Source organism: Amycolatopsis sp. NPDC059657, assembly GCF_042734395.1.
Taxonomy (GTDB): domain Bacteria; phylum Actinomycetota; class Actinomycetes; order Mycobacteriales; family Pseudonocardiaceae; genus Amycolatopsis.
In genome coordinates, this window is the sequence record NZ_JBHWEB010000067.1 from 37,238 (window position 1) to 54,282 (window position 17,045).

16 protein-coding genes are annotated in these 17,045 nt (G+C 67.9%); 6 read left to right on the forward strand and 10 right to left on the reverse strand.

Going from position 1 to position 17,045, the window contains the following annotated elements:
* Positions 1 to 10: 10 nt before the first annotated feature.
* The 6 genes from ACFV15_RS30430 to ACFV15_RS30455 all read right to left on the reverse strand — a co-directional run bounded on the left by ACFV15_RS30430 (position 11) and on the right by ACFV15_RS30455 (position 7,530).
* A complete protein-coding gene (locus tag ACFV15_RS30430) occupies positions 11 to 1,705 on the reverse strand; it encodes a flavin monoamine oxidase family protein (RefSeq protein WP_378354510.1) in 1,695 nt (564 codons plus the stop codon).
* Positions 1,702 to 2,478 carry a carbon-nitrogen hydrolase family protein gene (locus tag ACFV15_RS30435; protein WP_378354511.1) on the reverse strand — a complete coding sequence of 259 codons (777 nt, stop codon included), beginning with the start codon at positions 2,476 to 2,478 and terminating at the stop codon, positions 1,702 to 1,704. The genes ACFV15_RS30430 and ACFV15_RS30435 overlap by 4 nt, the downstream gene beginning before the upstream one ends.
* Entirely contained in the window at positions 2,475 to 3,908 is a 1,434-nt protein-coding gene (locus ACFV15_RS30440; protein ID WP_378354512.1) for an amino acid permease, read from the reverse strand. The genes ACFV15_RS30435 and ACFV15_RS30440 overlap by 4 nt, the downstream gene beginning before the upstream one ends.
* Before the next feature lie 319 nt (positions 3,909 to 4,227).
* Positions 4,228 to 5,523 carry a sensor histidine kinase gene (locus tag ACFV15_RS30445; RefSeq protein WP_378354514.1) on the reverse strand — a complete coding sequence of 432 codons (1,296 nt, stop codon included), beginning with the start codon at positions 5,521 to 5,523 and terminating at the stop codon, positions 4,228 to 4,230.
* A 2-nt stretch (positions 5,524 to 5,525) separates the two neighbouring features.
* On the reverse strand, positions 5,526 to 6,224 hold the full coding sequence (locus ACFV15_RS30450) for a response regulator transcription factor (protein ID WP_378354515.1): 699 nt from the start codon (positions 6,222 to 6,224) through the stop codon (positions 5,526 to 5,528).
* A gap of 448 nt (positions 6,225 to 6,672) precedes the next feature.
* On the reverse strand, positions 6,673 to 7,530 hold the full coding sequence (locus tag ACFV15_RS30455) for a peptidylprolyl isomerase (RefSeq protein ID WP_378354516.1): 858 nt from the start codon (positions 7,528 to 7,530) through the stop codon (positions 6,673 to 6,675).
* Between the two features lie 164 nt (positions 7,531 to 7,694).
* Between ACFV15_RS30455 and ACFV15_RS30460 the strand changes: the two genes are divergently transcribed.
* Positions 7,695 to 8,045 (forward strand): hypothetical protein, encoded by a 351-nt coding sequence (locus ACFV15_RS30460; protein ID WP_378354518.1) that lies wholly within the window; start codon positions 7,695 to 7,697, stop codon positions 8,043 to 8,045.
* Here ACFV15_RS30460 and ACFV15_RS30465 read toward each other — a convergent pair.
* The gene (locus ACFV15_RS30465) at positions 8,030 to 8,761 is read right to left on the reverse strand and encodes a TetR/AcrR family transcriptional regulator (RefSeq protein ID WP_378354520.1); all 732 of its coding nucleotides are present in this window, start codon (positions 8,759 to 8,761) and stop codon (positions 8,030 to 8,032) included. The genes ACFV15_RS30460 and ACFV15_RS30465 overlap by 16 nt on opposite strands.
* A gap of 61 nt (positions 8,762 to 8,822) precedes the next feature.
* Between ACFV15_RS30465 and ACFV15_RS30470 the strand changes: the two genes are divergently transcribed.
* The gene (locus ACFV15_RS30470) at positions 8,823 to 10,025 is read left to right on the forward strand and encodes an FAD-dependent oxidoreductase (RefSeq protein ID WP_378354522.1); all 1,203 of its coding nucleotides are present in this window, start codon (positions 8,823 to 8,825) and stop codon (positions 10,023 to 10,025) included.
* Here the strand turns inward: ACFV15_RS30470 and ACFV15_RS30475 are convergent.
* The 3 genes from ACFV15_RS30475 to ACFV15_RS30485 form a co-directional block, all read right to left on the reverse strand.
* Positions 10,022 to 10,831, reverse strand: coding sequence for a sugar phosphate isomerase/epimerase family protein (locus tag ACFV15_RS30475; RefSeq protein ID WP_378354523.1), 810 nt, complete (start codon positions 10,829 to 10,831; stop codon positions 10,022 to 10,024). The two genes, ACFV15_RS30470 and ACFV15_RS30475, sit on opposite strands and share 4 nt — an antisense overlap.
* Entirely contained in the window at positions 10,831 to 11,955 is a 1,125-nt protein-coding gene (locus ACFV15_RS30480) for a dihydrodipicolinate synthase family protein (RefSeq protein ID WP_378354525.1), read from the reverse strand. The genes ACFV15_RS30475 and ACFV15_RS30480 overlap by 1 nt, the downstream gene beginning before the upstream one ends.
* An 82-nt stretch (positions 11,956 to 12,037) precedes the next feature.
* On the reverse strand, positions 12,038 to 13,066 hold the full coding sequence (locus tag ACFV15_RS30485) for a LacI family DNA-binding transcriptional regulator (protein ID WP_378354527.1): 1,029 nt from the start codon (positions 13,064 to 13,066) through the stop codon (positions 12,038 to 12,040).
* Positions 13,067 to 13,182: 116 nt separating this feature from the next.
* Between ACFV15_RS30485 and pip the strand changes: the two genes are divergently transcribed.
* The 4 genes from pip to lpdA all read left to right on the forward strand — a co-directional run bounded on the left by pip (position 13,183) and on the right by lpdA (position 16,931).
* On the forward strand, positions 13,183 to 14,142 hold the full coding sequence (pip, locus tag ACFV15_RS30490; protein ID WP_378354528.1) for a prolyl aminopeptidase: 960 nt from the start codon (positions 13,183 to 13,185) through the stop codon (positions 14,140 to 14,142).
* A 13-nt stretch (positions 14,143 to 14,155) separates the two neighbouring features.
* On the forward strand, positions 14,156 to 14,560 hold the full coding sequence (locus ACFV15_RS30495) for a nitroreductase family deazaflavin-dependent oxidoreductase (RefSeq protein ID WP_378354529.1): 405 nt from the start codon (positions 14,156 to 14,158) through the stop codon (positions 14,558 to 14,560).
* Positions 14,561 to 14,824: 264 nt separating this feature from the next.
* A complete protein-coding gene (locus ACFV15_RS30500; protein WP_378354536.1) occupies positions 14,825 to 15,529 on the forward strand; it encodes a lysophospholipid acyltransferase family protein in 705 nt (234 codons plus the stop codon).
* 16 nt (positions 15,530 to 15,545) lie between these two features.
* Positions 15,546 to 16,931 (forward strand): dihydrolipoyl dehydrogenase, encoded by a 1,386-nt coding sequence (gene lpdA, locus ACFV15_RS30505; protein ID WP_378354531.1) that lies wholly within the window; start codon positions 15,546 to 15,548, stop codon positions 16,929 to 16,931.
* Positions 16,932 to 17,045: the final 114 nt, after the last annotated feature.

Genomic DNA, 17,045 nt, shown 5'->3' on the forward strand with positions numbered 1-17,045 from the left:
CATGATTCACTCACTCAGGCAGATTAATCGGGGAAATGTCGTCGAAAATATCTCCGGGTCCCGGGTTGGCCTGGTCGCTGGTGCCACCGAAATGCCGGACGACACCCCACACCGCGTTCAGCGCGGTCTGGACCGCGCCCTCCGCCCAGCCCGCCGTCCACGAGACGTCGTCGCCCGCGATGAACAGCCCCCGGTAGCGCGGTTCCAGCCTGTCCTGCATGAAGTGCGTGAACAAGCGGCGCTGGTAGCGGTAGTGCCCCGGCAGGTTCGCCTTGAAGGCGCCCATGAAGTTCGGCTCCGCTTCCCATGACACGGTGACCGGGTCGCCGATGATGTGCCGTCGAACATCCACGGTCGGATATATCTCACGCAGCGACTGCAGCATCACCTCCACGCGCTCGGAAACCGAGAGCGGGAGCCATTTCAGCGAATCGTCGGCCCAGGTGTAGGACAGGCAGATAACCGCTGGTGAAGCCGGGTCGTCGCCGAGTAGATAGGTGCCGCGCGGCATCCGGTCGGTGAGCGTCATGCTCATCACGTCGCGCCCGGTCTCCGGATCTTTGTCCAGCCAGAACGGACGGTCGACAGGGACGAAAACCTTCGACGAGGCCATGTAGTGCGTTCGCTCGATCGCCGTCCAATGATCGATCGGAAACAGTGATTCGTCGCAGGAGATGGTCGAAAGCAACATCCAGCTTTGCGCGGTGAACACGGCTGCTGGGTAAGTCCTGATGCTGCCGTTGGTATCGGTGACGGTGATGTTGTTGGGGGCGGTGCGATGCAGGTGGGCGACGCCTGGCAGCGGTTTCCCCCCTTCGTGCAACGACTTCAGGCTGGTGCCGGACGGCCAGTGCGTCATTTGTGCGGGTTCGCGTTCCCACAAGCGCAACGGCAGCTGGCGGCTGCCGCCGACGATGCTGCGGTGCTCGTCGTCCGCACCGGTATAGACCACGCGCAGGATTTCGAGAATCGAGTTCGGGAAGTCGGTGTCCCAGCCGCCGGTACCGAACCCGACCTGCCCGAAGATCTCGCGGTCGCGGAAGGAGGCGAACGCGGGAGAGTCGCACAGGAACCCGTAGAACGTCTGATTGTCCAGTTTTTCGACCAGCCCGTCCCAGATCCGTTTGATGGTCTTGACGTCGCGCTCACGGATGGCAGTCTGCATCTCGGTGAACTCGACTTGTTCTTCTAACGTGCGCTGCCACGCCTGCGCAACATCGGAGAAGACTTCGGGTAGGTCGTCTTGTGTCGTCGCGTAGTGGCTCTGGCCCTTGAGGTCCACCACCGTGCTCGGGGTACAGGGCGCGAGCGGGTTCGGGAACGGTGTGGTCTCGAGGCCGACCTTGTCGATGTAGTGGAACAAAGCCGTCGATGACGGCGGGAAGCGCATCGCCCCCATCTCCGCGGTGACCCCCGACGGCGCGCCGGGGAAGCCGACCGTGCGCAGCCGTCCGCCGATCTCGTCGATCTCGTAGACCACGGGGCGCAGCCCCAGTTTCATCAGCTCGTACGCGGTCACGATGCCGGACAGCCCGCCGCCGATCACGGCGACCTCGGTGCCGTGTTTCTCCGGCGGCACCGAGCCGAGGCCTGCCGGGTGCGCGAGGTAGTCGTCGTAGGCGAAGGGGAAGTCGGGGCCGAACATGGTGATCGGCTTGCCTGCCGGCTCATCCGTGTGGATCGCGGTGGGAACGGCGGACGTCATGATGTGGTTCCTTTGTTCAGTAACGGGTACAGCTCTGGCCTGCGATCGGCCAGGTGGGTGTTCTCGGTACGGGAGTGCCGCAGCGTGGCGCGGTCGACGGTCGCGATGAGCAGCTCCTCGCCGCCGCCCGCCTTGGCGAGCACGTCGCCGGTCGGCGACACGACGGAGCTGCGTCCGCAGTAGTCGAGCTCCGCTTCCACATCGCACCGGTTCGCGTAGGCGACGTAAAGCTGGCTCTCGTAGGCGCGCGACCGCACGACCGTGTCGGCGACCAGCTCGTACGGGCTCATCAGCGCGGTGGGCACGATGAGTAGTTCCGTGCCCGCGAGCGCGTGCGCCCGCACGAGCTCGGGGAATTCGACGTCGTAGCAGATCAGGAAACCGACGGTGAGGCCGCCGAATTCCGTTTGCACGACCGCCTCGTCGCCGGGGGTGAACCAGTTCTTGTCCAGTTCCCCGAAAAGGTGAGTTTTCCGGTAATTGGCAATTCGTGTGCCTTGTGCGTCAATCAGCTGAACACTGTTGAATACTTTCTCACCGACGCGCTCGGGATAGCCGTACGCGATGGCGACGCCGGTGCCGTTCGCGATCTTGGCGACCCGCTCCGCGGTGGGGCCGTCAGCCGGTTCGGCGCGCTCGTGCACCGCCGCGCCGATGTTGTAGCCGGTGGTGATCATCTCGGCGCAGATGAGCAGGTCGGCTCCCGCGCCGGCGGCCTTGAAGCCGGCTTCGGTGAGCGCCGAGTAGGGGCCTTGCTGGACTGCGATGATCACGTACGCCTCGCCAATTCTGATTTTCGGATGCCGTAGCCGAAGTACAGGCCCAGACCGAGCAGCATCCAGCCGCCGAACACGATCCAGGTCTCCACGTCGAGACTGAACATCATGTAGAGGCAGCACGCGACCCCGAGCAGCGGCGTCACCGGCGAGAACGGCACCCGGAACGAGCGCTGCTGGTCGGGACGGCGGCGGCGCAGCAGGATCACCGCGACATTGACCAGTCCGAACGCGAACAGCGTGCCGATGCTGGTGGCGTCGGCCAGCTTGCCGAGCGGGATGAACGCGGCGAGCAGCGCGACGAACACGGACACGACCAGCGTGTTGATCTTCGGTGTGCCGCTCTTGGGATCCACTTTGGACATGAACTTCGGGACCAGCCCGTCCCGCGACATGGCGAACAGGATGCGGGTCTGCCCATAGAGGACGGTGAGCACGACGCTCGAGATCGCCACGATGGCGCCGATCGCGAGCAGGATCGACCAGAGCTTGTTGTCCACGATGCTCGTGAGCACCTGGGACAGCGCGGCCTCGTTCGAGTCGAATTTCTGCCAGGGGAACGCGCCGACCGCGGCGACCGCGACCAGGCAGTAGAGCAGCGTGACGATGCCCAGCGACAGCAGGATCGCGCGCGGCAGGTCCTTCTGCGGGTTCTTCGCCTCCTCGCCTGCGGTCGACGCGGCGTCGAAGCCGATGTAGGAGAAGAACAGCTTCGCGCCGCCCGCGCTCATCCCGGCCAGGCCGAGCGGCAGGAACGGCTTGAAGTTGCCCGCCTTGACCGCGGTGAAGGCGATCGCGCAGAACAGCACCAGCGTCGCGACCTTGACGACCACCATGACGAAGTTCGCGCGTGCGCTCTCCTTGGCGCCGCCGAGCAGCAGGAACATCGCGAGCAGCACGACCGCGATCGCGGGCAGGTTGACGATCCCGCCCGCGTCACCCGGTGGCTGGCTGAGCGCGTCCGGGATGCCGAAGCCGAACAGCAGGTTCAGCAGCTCGTTGAGGTACTGGCCCCAGCCGACCGCGACCGAGGCGACCGACACGCCGTACTCCAGCACCAGGCACCACCCGCAGATCCAGGCGATCAGCTCGCCGAGCGTGGCGTAGGTATAGGAGTAGGAGGAGCCGGAGAGCGGGATCATGCCCGCCAGTTCGGCGTAGGAGAGTGCCGAGAACAACGCGGTGATGCCCGCGAGGATGAACGAGACCACCACGGCGGGGCCCGCGACGGGCACCGCCTGGCCGAGCACGACGAAGATGCCACTGCCGAGTGTCGCGCCGATGCTCAGTGTGGTCAGCTGGCCCAGGCCCAGCGACCGCTTGAGGTGGCCGCCTTCGCCTTCGCCACCGTGTGCCACCAGGTCCTCGACCGATTTGCGCCGGAACAGCACTGCCCTGGTCGCGCTGGGCCCGGTTCGCTGATTCACGCTGAAGTCCTCCTCGTCGAGGTGTGTATCGCGTCAACGGTATCGGTCGTTCTTGGACGCGAAAACACCGATCGCTTGCGAAGAGGAAGATCAATGCGGTGATCTGTTGCAGTAACGCTGAATATCGTGGCGATTCGTTTCTCCACCTCTTCGCCCTGCCGATGGACCGTTCGGCTCGACCTTGGCCGCGCCGGCCGGCCTCGGCAACCCGGCGGTCCGGAAGGCTCAGGCAAAGTGTCAGCTAACTTTCGGTATACCTTCCGCTGGCGTACGACCGTCTAGGGTCACCGACAGACCCGGCCGGCGCGGATGATCCCCCCTAGTCCCCGCCCGCCGGGTCTTCCCCTGGGAGAAGCAGGGTGAATGTCGGCGGTTCAGGCCGGGTGAGCCGGAGCCTGCCACCCTCGGCCTCGGCCAGGCTGCGGGCCAGCGCCAGCCCGATCCCGTGACCCTCCGCAGTGGTGTGCGCGATGGCGAACAGGTCCACCTCACCGTCGATGCCCGGGCCCTCGTCGCTGACGTCGACCGCGATCGCGTCGCCCGCCTCCCGGACCGTGACGGTCACCGTCCCGCTGCCGTGGATCACCGCGTTGTCCACCAGCACGCCGAGCACCTGGCGCACCGCGGCGGCGGACGCGCGGGGCGGCCAGGTGTCGGAGGTGACGATGCGCAGGCCGCGTCCGTTGAGCAGTTCCTCCCAGCCTGGACGGAGCTGGGCGAGCAGCGCGTGGAGGTCGAGCGGAGTTTTCGGCTTGCGGGACTGGCGGGACAACGCGATCAGGTCGTCGATGGTCCGTTCGAGCCGGTCCGCCGACGAAATACCCGCCGCGATGGCATGCCTCGGGTCCAGCTCGGGCGTTTCCAGCGCGGCTTCGAGCTGCAGGCGGAGGCCGGTCAGCGGAGTGCGCAGCTGATGCGAGGCATTGGCGGCGAAGGCCTGTTCCCGCTCCAGGGTTTCGCGGATCCGCTCGGCGGTGGTGTCGAGCGTCTCGGCGACCCGATCGGTCTCCGGCAACCCGGCCCGGCGCGCGCGGACGGTGAAGTCGCCCTCGCCGAGTCGCTCGGCCGCGGCCGACAGCTCTTCCAGCGGCCTCGCGAGCCGCGCGGCGAGCCTCCTGGCGACCAGCCAAGTGGTGGCGATCGCGACGATGGCGAGGCCGAGCATCCCGAGCCAGGTCACCGCGACATGGCGGTAGAGCTGGCTCTGCGGGATCGCCGCGCGGACCATCCCGCTCAGCTCCTCGCCGTTGACCACGGGAACGGCCACCACGAGCTGGTCGCCGTCGTCACCGCTCGCCCAGTCGGAGCCCTTGGCCTTCATCACCACGTCGTCAGCCTTTTTCGGGCCGTCGCCGATGAGCAGCGTGCCGTCCGGCGTGTAGACGCCGACCAGCGCCTCCGCTTCCTCGGCGTCAGGGTGCGGAAGCCGGGTCGGCGGAATGCCCTCCACGAGATCGGGCGCCACGGCCACCATGACCGCGTCGGCGGCGCGTTCCAGCTCGGAGTACTCGCTGGCCCGGTAGAACTTGACCACGCCGAACGCCAGCGGCAGCCCGAAGAGGAAGATCGCCAGCATCGCCGCCGTCACGGCCAGCGTGACGATCCTTCTCCGCATGGCTAGACGCTCGGTCGTTCGAGCCGGTACCCGTGCCCGCGCAGCGTCGAGATGCGCGGCGCCTCCTCGGGCGTCTCCGCCGATTCGGTGAGCTTGCGCCGCAGCGCGGCGATGTGCACGTCGAGCGTCTTGGTCGAGCCGTACCAGTGCTCGTCCCACACCTCGCTCATCAGCGTGTCCCTGCTGACCGCCACGCCCGGCTCCTCCGCGAGCCTCGCCAGCAGGTCGAACTCCTTGGCCCGCAAGCTGATCTCCCGCCCATCGAGACACACCCGCCTGCCGGCGGTGTCGACGGTCAGCCGCCCGACCTCGATCGGCGGCTTGCTCGGGGTGTGCGTCGTCCCCCGCCGCAGGTGCGCCCGCACCCGCGCGAGCAGCTCACCCAGCCGCACCGGCTTGGTGAGGTAGTCGTCGGCGCCCGCCTCGAGCCCGACGACGACATCCATCTCGTCCTGCCTCGCGGTCAGGATCACCAGCACGGTCGACGGCAGCGCCGCCCGCAGCCTCCGGCACACCTCGACCCCGTCCAGGTCGGGCAGCCCGAGGTCGAGCAGCACGAGGTCGAACTCCCCGTGCTCGGCCTCGATGAGCGCGCCGCGGCCGGTCCGTTGCCACGAGATCTGGTAGCCGTGCAACCGGAGGCTGGAGTCCAGCACCGAACCGATCGTCTCGTCGTCTTCCACCACCAGCAGCCTCGACATGCCCGCAGCGTAGTCAACGACCCGGCGGTTGGCCGATCAACCGGTGAGACAGCTCACCCCGGTGGGTTCGGCCAGGATTGAAACTGTCCTAAAAGGACGCCGATGGGCTTGGGGTTCGGCGCTTTCCGAAGTCGGATCGGGTGGCGTGGGGATGATGGGATCGCTGCCGGGTGGCCAGCGGCGGGCCGGGTGTTGGTGACGGGCTTGGGGAGATAGGCGGTGAATTCCTGGCGGGCCTGTGTGCTCGCCTCGGGCTTCGGCGCCGTGCACGAAACGCGGACACGCGTGCAGGAGGTGCGGACACGCCGACGGACTTTCGTGATCCCGGACGTGTCCGCGTTCTGTGTACGCGTGTCCGCCCGCTGTGTACGCATGTCCGCGTCTCCTGCACGGTAGCCAGATCGTGTCCACAAAGGACACCTTGTCGACGAGTTGTTCGATGAGGTGACTAGCCGGCGGTGACCTCGGTGAACTGCACCGGCAGCGTGGGAGCACCGGTGCCATCCGGGCTCTGGGCGGCACTGGCGGGGTCGATCCCGGCCTTGGCGACCTTGTCGAGCACGGTCAGGCCTTCGTCGGAGATGCTGCCGAAGACGGTGTAGTTCGGCGGGAGCGGGGCTTCGCCGAAGACCATGAAGAACTGGCTGCCATTGGTGCCGGGCCCGGCGTTGGCCATGGCGAGAATGCCGCGGCCGTACTGGAGCTCCGGGAAGACCTCGTCGTCGAACTTGTAGCCGGGCCCGCCGGTGCCTTTGCCTGTCGGGTCGCCGCACTGCAGCATTTGCAAGCCCTCGACCGAGAGGCGGTGACAGGAGGTGCCGGTGTAGAAGCCCTGCTTGGCCAGGCTGACGAAACTGGCGACCGTGCAGGGTGCGAGCGCGCGATCGAGGTCCAGCCCGATCGTGCCCGCGCCGGTTTTGAGGGTGACGGTCGCCTTGCCGGACGCGGGCACACTGCCGTCCGCTGGCTTGGTGGCGGCCTTCGAGGCGGGCCTGTCGGGGGTGGCCGTGTACTCGCAGCCGCTCGGGTCGGGCAGCGGAGCCGGGCGCTTCGGCAGCGGCGTCCGTGAGCCGCCGACCTGGACCGGCGCACTCGTGGGCGTCGCCGAGGTGCTTGTCGCCACGACGCGGTCGCCCGCCAGTGCGTCCTTGTCGGCGCTGAGGTAGTGCATGGCCACCGCGATACCCGTCCCGGCCAGCGCCAGCACGCCCACGACCGCGATGGTGATCCAGAGCCATGGCGTCTTCGTGCGCGGGGGCGGCCCGCCTTGACCTGGGAAGGGTGGTGGCTGAGGCGGGTATGTCATGGCGTGGATCTTAGGGTGCCGCACGTTCCGTGACGGGAAGAACAGAGCACTTCGGCCCTGCCCGGCCTGAGGACTAGGACCTCAGTTCGCGACGGACGGTTACAGCGCGGGCCTGGGCGTCGACCTCGTGGGTGACGGTGAACGGCGACGGCAGAGGCGGGGACATGAAGAAGGTCGTACTGGGCATCACGGTTTCGCTGGCCGCGCTCGCGGGCTGTACTTCGACGACGCCGGGCGCACCGGTGGTGGTGCCGGTCGCGACGGTCGTGCCGCAGTCGACCGTGACGGCTCCGCCCGCCGTCGTGATCCAGCCGCCGGTGACCGTGGTGCAGCAGCAACAGCAGACCACGACCGTGCGGGCGCCGGAGAAGACTTTGACGCCCTGCCAACGAATGGGCGCAGAAGGGTACTCGTACAGCTACGCGTACAACGCCTGGGTGCGGGCAGGTTATCCGGTGAGCTGGAACGCCGACCATGACGGCATTCCTTGCGAGCAGACCTACGGCGAACGCTGAGCGATAAGGACTTCGACGCCGTCGAGGATGCGGGCGAGGCCGAAGGTGTAGTCGAACTCGCGCTCGGCCTTGTCCTTGCTGGACGCGTAGTCGAAGGCGCCGGCGTCGACCGCGGCGCGCAGTGCGGGGAAGCGCTCGGCTTCGACGAGGTCGCCGAGCAGAGTGCTGTAGGGCACCCGGGCGGCCGGGCCGGTGGGGCCGCGCTCGGCGGTGAAACGCGCGGTGGTGTGCAAATAGCTTGCGAGCAACAAAACGACGCCCACTTTGTCGCGTTCGCTGAGGTGGGTTTCGCCGAGCATGCCGAGTGCGCGATCCGTCCAGGTCAGTTGATTGGGCGTCACCGGGGGACCGGTGATCGGGATATGCACAATCCAGGGATGCGCGCGGAGCAATTCCCATTGTGCTTGACACCAGGAACGCAGACCGGCCCGCCAGTCGCCGTGCCGCTCGCTGAGCTCGGGCGGGACGGCCGCGACCCAGTCCAGCATGAGCAGGAGAAGGTCGTCCTTGCTCTTGACGTGCCGGTACAGCGACATGGCCGTGAAACCCAGTCGCTCAGCGATTTTCGCCATCGAGACGGCGTCGAGCCCGTCGGCGTCGGCCAGCTCGACCGCCGTTCGCACGATATGCGAGACACTTAGCCCCTGCTTGGGTTCCGGCGGGTCCGTTTGGTCCCAAAGCATGTCGAGTCCACTGGGCGGAATGTTGTGGTTCATCGCACTCACATTCGCTGGTTCGGCGGGTCTGGACTGCTAGTTTATGGCATATACTCGATATATGACACACACGGCTCTGATTGTTGGCGGCGGCATCGCGGGCCCGCTGAGCGCGATCGCCTTGCGCGAAGCGGGAATCGACTCGGTCATCTATGAGGCCTACGAAAAGACGGCGGACGGCGTCGGCGCTTTCCTGACGCTCGCGGTGAACGCGCTCGACGCGCTGCGTGTGCTCGACCTCGACGGCGTCGTCCGGAAGCTGGGTTTCGACACGCCACGCATATCGATCATCAGCGGTTCGGGGAAGACGCTCGGCGAGCTGCCTTACGGCGGCGCCCGCGCGGACGGCTCCGCGAGTCAGACCATGAGACGGGCGGACCTCTATGCCGCGCTGCGGGAGGAGGCGATCCGGCGTGGCGTGCGCATCGAGTACGGCAAGCGCCTCATCGACGCAGAGAAGACCGAGAGCGGCGTGCTCGCCCGGTTCGCCGACGGCACGACGGCCGAGGGCGACCTGCTGATCGGTGCGGACGGCCTGCGCTCGCGCACCCGCGAGATCATCGACCCGCAGGCGCCGAGCGCCCGCTACGTCGGCCTGCTCAACATCGGCGGCTACGCCAAGAACGTCAAGTTCGACCTCGAACCGGGCGTGATGAACTCGATCTTCGGCCGCAGCTGCTTCTTCGCCTGCATGCAGAGCCCGACCGGCGAGGTCTGGTGGGTGGCCAACCCGGCGCGTCCGGTCGAGCCGACCGCCGAGGAGCTGGCCGCGATCAGCACCGAGCGGTGGCGCGGTGAGCTGATGGAGATGTTCGCCGGAGACCGCGGCCCCGCGCTCGAGGTCGTCAAGGCGACCGACGAGTTTTTCGCAGGCTGGAACACCTATGACTTCCCGTCCGTCCCGAAGTGGCACAACGGCCGGATGGTCATCATCGGCGACGCGGCGCACGCCACCTCCCCGTCGAGCGGCCAGGGCGCGGCGATGGCGATCGAAGACACCGTCGTGCTCGCGAAGTGTTTGCGCGACAACGGCGACATCGCCGCGGCACTGACCAAGTACGAGTCGCTGCGCCGCGAGCGCGTCGAGGCCGTCGTCGAGCTCGGCAAGAAGAACGGCGACTGGAAGGCCGCCGGTCCGCTCGCCCGCATCGTGCGCGATCCGATCATGCGCGTGATGCTCAAGCGAGCGGCCCGCGGCGGCAACGAGAGCCTGAGGTGGCTCTACGAGAACAAAATCGAATGGAACGAGCCCAGCAAGGTCTAAGCCACGTGGTCCCGATACGACGTGATGACCTCCGCCAGCACCTCGTTGCCCGGTCGTTTCCACAGCTCGGTGTTGAACACCTCGACCTCGATCGGGCCGGTGTACCCGGCCGCTTCGACGCAGGCGCGCAGGTGGCGATGATCGATGGGGCCGTCGCCAGGCAGCGCGCGGCCCATCAACGGGTCGGTCAGCGGCCACATCTGGTCGCAGACATGGAAACCGAGAATCCGGCCTGACGCCTTCGCGATCGTTTCCTCGATGCGCGGATCCCACCAGACGTGGAACTCGTCGACGATGACGCCGACCGTGTCCGCCGGATGCTCCTCCGCGACGGCGAGTGCCTGGTCCAATGTGGACAGCACGGACCGTTCGGCGCATTGGATGGGGTGCAACGGTTCCAGGCCGAGCCGGACACCCCGTTCCCGCGCGTACGGGGCCAGCTCGCCGACCGCGTCGGCCACGCGCTGGCGCGAAAGCCCGAGATCGTTCTCCGCGATGCCGCCCACCACCAGCACCAGCACATCGGTGCCGAGCTGGGCGGCCTCGTCGATGGCCTCGCGGGTCTGCGCGATGCCGTCGACAGGGGAGCCGTCCGGGTTCACCCCGGTGAAGAAACCACCACGGCACAAGGAGGAGACGCGCAGGCCGTGTTCGGCGACCAGCCGCGCGGTCTCCGCGACGCCGGTCTCCGCGACCTTGTCACGCCACAGTCCGATCCAGCCGACACCCGCTTCCGCGCAGCCCTTGACGGCTTCGGGCACCGACCAGGTCTTGGTCGTGATCTGGTTGAGGCTCAGGCGATCCATCACCACACTCCGGCGGTTTCGAGCAGCGGGCGCATGCGGCGCACCGCGAGCTCGGGGTCGGTGAGCACGCCCGCCTCGTCGGCGAGCCGGAGCACGGTGGCCAGGTGCGTGATCGAGCGCGCCGACTCCAGGCCGCCGAGCATGCGGAAATGGTTCTGGTGCCCGTTGAGGTAGGCCAGGAACACCACGCCGGTCTTGTAGAACTGCGTCGGCGCGCGGAAGATCTGCCGCGCCAGCGGCACGGTCGGGTCGAGCAGTGCGCGGAAACCGGCCGTGTCACCGGCGTCCAGGCGGTCGAACGCGGCACCGGCGACCGGGGCGATCGGGTCGAAGATGCCGAGCAACGCCTCGCTGTGGCCCTGGTCGTCGCCCGCGATCAGCTCGGGGTAGTTGAAGTCGTCGCCGGTGTAGCAGGCGACGCCCGGCGGCAGCGCGCGCCGGAACGCGGTCTCGATTTCCGCGTCCAGCACGGAAACCTTGACGCCGACGATCTTCTCCGCGTGCTCGGCGCAGAGCGCGGCGAGCTCGTCGGCCGCCTTGCGGACGTCGCTGTGACCCCAGTAGCCGGCCAGCGAAGCGTCGAACTGCTCGCCGAGCCAGTGCAGCAGCACCGGCTGCTCCACAGTGGACAGGAGCTTCCCGTACGCGGCACGGTAGTCGGCTGGGCCGGAGGCAGCGGCGGCCAGTGCCCGGCTCGCCATCAGCACCGGAAGCGCGCCCGCTTCGGTGACCAGGTCGTACTGCTCACGCCACGCGGCGACGATGGCGTCCACTGTGGAGGGACCGGCAGGCAGCTGGTCCGTGCCGACACCGGCGACCCACGGGCCCCGCGCGTCGGCGCCGGTGCGCTTGATCAGCTTCTGGGTTTCGGCCCAGTCCAGGCCCATGCCGCGCTGCGCGGTGTCCATCGCTTCGGCCACGCCGAGCCCGCACGACCAGAGGTGGTGCCGGAACGCGGCGGTGGTGTCCCAGTCGAGCTCGCCGGTCAGCGGGTCGAGCACGACGTGCGCGGCCGCGTAGGCGGTGCGCGTGGTCGATTGTCCCCGTGACGGCGGGGCGAAACCGGTGCCGGAAGGGGTCCACCGCGTCAGATCGCCGTCCGGGGTGGGCAGCAAGAGCGTCATGGGCCGCCTTTCTCCTCTATTCCTGAAAGCGCTTTCTCAAGAGAAGGTAGGTCACGATGAGCGAGAGGACAAGACCGGCCGGTCAGACCTTGGCGGTGCTCTCGCGGAGCACCACTTCGCCTTCCAGGCGGAGAATCCGGCTGCGGGTGCCGCGTGCGCCCTTGAGCGCGAGGTCCATCGCGTGTTCGCCCAGTGCTTCGAGCGGCAGCGCGACCGTGGTCAGCGCCGGGGTGAGATCGCGCACAACCGGGATGTCATCGAATCCGGCAAGCGAAATGTCCTTCGGCACCGAGACGCCCGCTTCCCTGAACGCGGTGAGGGCGCCGATCGCCATCACGTCGGTCACGGCGAACACGCACGTCGCGGGGTGTTTCCTGGCCAGCAGTTCCTGCGTGGCCGCATAGCCGCCGTCACGGGTGAACGGCGCCTCGAAGATGTCGGCGTCGGTGAGCTTGACGCCGTGCAGCGCCAGCTCGTCGGCGAACCCGCCGAGCCGGTCGCTGACCGTGGTCAGCGCACGCGGCCCGGTCAGCACGGCGAACTTGCGGTGCCCGAGATCGGTGAGCGCGCGGGCGAGTGCCGCGGCGCCCTCGCGGTTCTCCGGCTGGACGGTGTCGACCTTGAGGCTGCGGTGCCTGCTGACTACAGCTACCTGACCTCCGCCGCGCCGGTACGGGTCGAGCTCGGCGGCCATCGCGCGCTCCCAGCCGCGGTCCTCGAAGCCGGAGCCGATCAGCAGGATCGCCGACGCGCGCTGCGCGCGGAGCATCGAGACGTACTCGACCTCCTTCTGCGGATCGCGGAAGGTGCTGGCCAGCATGACCAGCAGGCCGTTGTCGCCTGCCACGCGCATGACGCCGCGCGCGACGGCGGCGAAGTACGGGTCGCTGACGTCGTGGCAGATCACGCCCACCGTCGGCTGCGCGCCACCGGCGAGCGCCTGCGCGTGCGCGTTGGGCGTGTACGCCAGCTCCGAAGCGGCGGAGACCACGCGATCACGCAGGTCGGAGCGGACATTGGTGGTGCCGTTGAGCACACGGGACGCCGTCGCCAGTGACACCTGCGCGCTGCGTGCGACATCGGAGAGAGTCACGTGAGGACGCGCGGTCATGATCCCTCCGGGGGCATACGACGGTGGACCGGCCAGTAGGCCGGTCGGGCGCAAGTGTAGCCAGCTTCGGGCGCGGAAAGCGCCGTCCGCCACGCCCGTTCGGCATAGTGAGCGCCATGATCGGCCTCTACCCCGAACTCGAAACCTATCGGCACGGGATGCTCGATGTAGGTGATGGCAACGAGATCTACTGGGAGGAAAGCGGGAATCCGGACGGAAAACCGGTGGTGTTCCTGCACGGCGGGCCCGGCGGCGGCGCGAGTCCCCGGCATCGCAGGCTGTTCGACCCGGATCGCTACCGGATCGTCATCTTCGATCAGCGTGGCTGCGGGCGCAGCGTCCCCCACTGCGGGGACCCGGCCGCGGACCTCGCGTCCAACACCACCTGGCACCTCGTGGCCGACATGGAGCGACTGCGCGAGCACCTCGGCGTCGACCGCTGGATGGTGTTCGGGGGGTCCTGGGGCAGCACGCTCGGCCTCGCCTATGCCCAGACCCACCCTCACCGGGTATCCGAGCTGGTGCTGCGCGGGATCGCCGTGCTGCGGAAGAAGGAACTCGACTGGCTCTACGGCGGTGGCGCCGGGATGCTGTTCCCCGAGCACTGGGCGCGGTTCCTGGCGCCGGTGCCGGTGCAGCGCCGTGGTGAGGACCTGATCGAGGTGTTCCACGAGCTGCTCTACGACGACGATCCGCTGGTCCGCACCTCGGCCGCGCTGGCGTGGAGCCGGTGGGAGGGTGAGGTGCTCAAGCTGCTGCCCAGCCAAGACGTGATCGACGCGTTCAGCGACCCCGGTTTCGCGCTGGCCATCGCCAGGATCGAGAACCATTACTTCCGGCACGGCGGCTGGTTGGCCGAGGGGCAGCTGCTGCGTGACGCGGGGAAGATCGCGGGCATCCCGTGCGTTCTGGTCCAGGGAAGGTACGACGTGGTCACCCCCGCTACGACCGCCTGGGAGCTCAAGCAGCTGCTTCCGGGTGCGGAACTGATCATCGTCGACGACGCTGGACACGCGTTCGACGAGCCGGGCACGCTGCACGCGCTCGTCAGCGCGACGAACCGATTCGCCAAGTGAAGGAGCCGTTTAGATGCTGTTCGGTGACGAGCACGTCCGCCGCTACGAAGAGACCGACGGTAAAGAAGGTCACGACTGGAACGGCGGGGTGCCGACCCTGGTGCTCACCACGAAGGGCCGCAAGACCGGCCAGGAGCGCAAGTTCGCGCTGATCTACCAGGAAGTCGACGGCAACCCGGTGATCGTCGCGTCCAAGGGCGGGGCGCCGAACCACCCCGGCTGGTACCTCAACCTGCTTGCCGACCCCGAGGCCAAGGTCCAGATCTGGGGCGACAAGTTCACCGCACGCGCGCGCACGACCGAGGGCGAAGAGCGGGCCAAGCTGTGGCCGATCATGGCCAAGGTCTGGCCGGACTACGACAACTACCAGAGCAAGACCGACCGCGAGATCCCGGTCGTGGTGCTCGAGCGAGTGTGACGTCGGCCTAGGGCGTGTTTCTCGGATCGGGTGCGATGAGAGTCGTGATCCAGGTGGTCACTGGCGGTGCCGCGGGATCGCCCTCGTACCGGGTTGTACTCGGGTGATTCCGCGGTGCCGCCAGTGGCCGCCTGGGCGCGGCTATCGCGTATCCGATCCGAGAAACGCGCCCTACTGGCCGATCCGTGGGTCCATCGGCTACGAATAGCGCTTGTGCTGATCGGAAACCGATGGACCGCGCTGGACACCCTCACGTTCCGCCAGATGGTCGCGTACGGCAGGCGCTTCGCCCGTGCCGGCCGTGGCTTCTGGTACAGCCTCGCCATCGACGTGGTGTGGCCGTTCCTCGTGCTCTTCACCCGCTTCCGGGTGAGCGGCTCGCTGCCGAAGACCGGCGGCGTGCTCGTCGCGTCGAATCACCTGTCGTTCGCGGACCCGACCACGGTGACCGCGTTCTGCCTCGAAGCCGGCCGCGTGCCGCGCTACCTGGCGAAAGCGAGCCTGTGGGACACGCCCGTGATCGGCAACATCATGCGCTCGGGCAAGCACATCCCGGTCTACCGCGGCGCGCCGACGGCTTCGGAGGCGTTCCGCGACGCCGTCGCCGCGGTCCGCGCGGGGGAGTGCGTCGCGATCTTCCCGGAGGCGACGTTCTCCGACCGCGCCGACCGCTGGCCGATGAAGGGCAAGACCGGCACCGCGCGCATCGCGCTGGAGACCGGCGCGCCGGTGATCCCGCTCGCGAACTGGGGCACCCACGAGCTGCTCCCCGCCGGTTCGTTCCTGCCACGCCTGCTGCGACGCAAGACGGTCAATCTCATCGCGGGCCCGCCCGTCTACCTCGACGATCTCGCGGGTCTCGACCCGACGCGCGAGGTACTGGACGAGGCGACCGCGCGGATCATGACGGCGATCACGTCCCTGCTGGCGCAAGCACGGCGGGAATCGCCTCCTTCTCCCGGTGAGTGAGAGTAAATTCCGGGGTATGAGTGCAGACTTCGATGTGGTCGTTCTGGGTGCCGGTGTCGGCGGATACGTCGCGGCGATCCGGGCTTCGCAACTGGGGCTGAAGGCCGCGGTCGTCGAGGAGAAATACTGGGGCGGGGTATGCCTCAACGTCGGGTGCATCCCGTCGAAGGCGCTGCTGCGCAACGCCGAGCTGGCGCACATCGTCACCAAAGAGGCCAAGACCTTCGGCATCTCCGGTACCGAGAACGTCCGCTTCGACTACGGCGCGGCCTTCGACCGCAGCCGCAAGGTGGCCGACGGGCGCGTCAAGGGCGTGCACTTCCTGATGAAGAAGAACGGCATCACGGAGTTCGACGGCCACGGTGAGTTCATCGACGACCACTCGTTGCGCGTCAACGGCTCGGTGATCACCTTCGAGCACTGCGTCATCGCGACCGGCGCTTCGGCCCGGTTGCTGCCGGGAACCACGCGCAGCGACCGGGTGGTCAGCTACGAGCAGCAGATCATGGAGCGCGACCTGCCGGGCAGCATCATCATCGCCGGAGCGGGCGCGATCGGCGTCGAGTTCGCGTACGTGCTGCACAACTACGGCGTCGACGTGACCATTGTGGAGTTCCTCGACCGCATGGTCCCCCTGGAGGACGCCGAGGTGTCGGCCGAGCTGGCCCGCCGCTACCGCAAGCTGGGCATTCGCGTCCTGACGTCCACGCGGGTCGAGTCGATCGACGACTCGGGCCCGTCGGTGCGCGTGACCGTGTCCTCGAAGGACGGTCAGCAGGTACTCGAGGCCGACAAGGTGTTGCAGGCCATCGGTTTCCAGCCCAGGGTCGAGGGCTACGGCCTGGAGAAGACCGGCGTCGCGTTGACCGACCGTGGCGCCATCGCCGTCGACGGTCGCGGGCGCACGAACGTCCCGCATATCTTCGCGATCGGGGACGTGACCGCCAAGCTCATGCTCGCGCACGCGTCCGAGTCGATGGGCGTGGTCGCGGCCGAGACGATCGCGGGCGCGGAGACCATGGATCTCGACTTCGTGATGATCCCGCGCGCGACGTACTGCCAGCCGCAGATCGCGTCCTTCGGCTGGACCGAGGCCCAGGCCCGCGAGAAGGGCTTCGACGTCCAGGTCGCCAAGTTCCCGTTCTCGGCGAACGGCAAGGCGCACGGGCTCGGCGAGGCTGTCGGTTTCGTGAAGATCATCAGCGATGGCGCCCATGGCGAGCTGTTGGGCGCGCATCTGATCGGGCCTGAGGTGACGGAGCTGCTGCCCGAGCTGACGCTTGCGCAGCAATGGGATCTGACCGTGCACGAGGTCGCGCGGAACGTCCACGCGCACCCGACGCTGGGCGAGGCCGTGAAGGAGGCCATCCACGGCCTGGCAGGCCACATGATCAACATGTAATCGGGTCGTGAGTGGTATGACCGGGTGTAAAAGGCCCAAACCCACACCAAACCCGTTGGCGGTGTTGATGGCGACGGGTTTTAACCCGGGAACGAAGAAAACCAAACACCCGCG

Bases quoted from the DNA above. Each gene is read 5' to 3' on its own strand.
- ACFV15_RS30445 (WP_378354514.1), bottom strand. From the start codon at position 5,523: ATGCGGAGAAGGATCGTCACGCTGGCCGTGACGGCGGCGATGCTGGCG.
- ACFV15_RS30500 (WP_378354536.1), top strand. From the start codon at position 14,825: ATGGTCGCGTACGGCAGGCGCTTCGCCCGTGCCGGCCGTGGCTTCTGG.
- ACFV15_RS30460 (WP_378354518.1), top strand. From the start codon at position 7,695: ATGAAGAAGGTCGTACTGGGCATCACGGTTTCGCTGGCCGCGCTCGCG.
- lpdA (WP_378354531.1), top strand. From the start codon at position 15,546: ATGAGTGCAGACTTCGATGTGGTCGTTCTGGGTGCCGGTGTCGGCGGA.
- ACFV15_RS30480 (WP_378354525.1), bottom strand. From the start codon at position 11,955: ATGACGCTCTTGCTGCCCACCCCGGACGGCGATCTGACGCGGTGGACC.
- ACFV15_RS30465 (WP_378354520.1), bottom strand. From the start codon at position 8,761: ATGAACCACAACATTCCGCCCAGTGGACTCGACATGCTTTGGGACCAA.
- ACFV15_RS30475 (WP_378354523.1), bottom strand. From the start codon at position 10,831: ATGGATCGCCTGAGCCTCAACCAGATCACGACCAAGACCTGGTCGGTG.
- ACFV15_RS30470 (WP_378354522.1), top strand. From the start codon at position 8,823: ATGACACACACGGCTCTGATTGTTGGCGGCGGCATCGCGGGCCCGCTG.
- pip (WP_378354528.1), top strand. From the start codon at position 13,183: ATGATCGGCCTCTACCCCGAACTCGAAACCTATCGGCACGGGATGCTC.
- ACFV15_RS30430 (WP_378354510.1), bottom strand. From the start codon at position 1,705: ATGACGTCCGCCGTTCCCACCGCGATCCACACGGATGAGCCGGCAGGC.
- ACFV15_RS30485 (WP_378354527.1), bottom strand. From the start codon at position 13,066: ATGACCGCGCGTCCTCACGTGACTCTCTCCGATGTCGCACGCAGCGCG.
- ACFV15_RS30450 (WP_378354515.1), bottom strand. From the start codon at position 6,224: ATGTCGAGGCTGCTGGTGGTGGAAGACGACGAGACGATCGGTTCGGTG.
- ACFV15_RS30495 (WP_378354529.1), top strand. From the start codon at position 14,156: ATGCTGTTCGGTGACGAGCACGTCCGCCGCTACGAAGAGACCGACGGT.
- ACFV15_RS30455 (WP_378354516.1), bottom strand. From the start codon at position 7,530: ATGACATACCCGCCTCAGCCACCACCCTTCCCAGGTCAAGGCGGGCCG.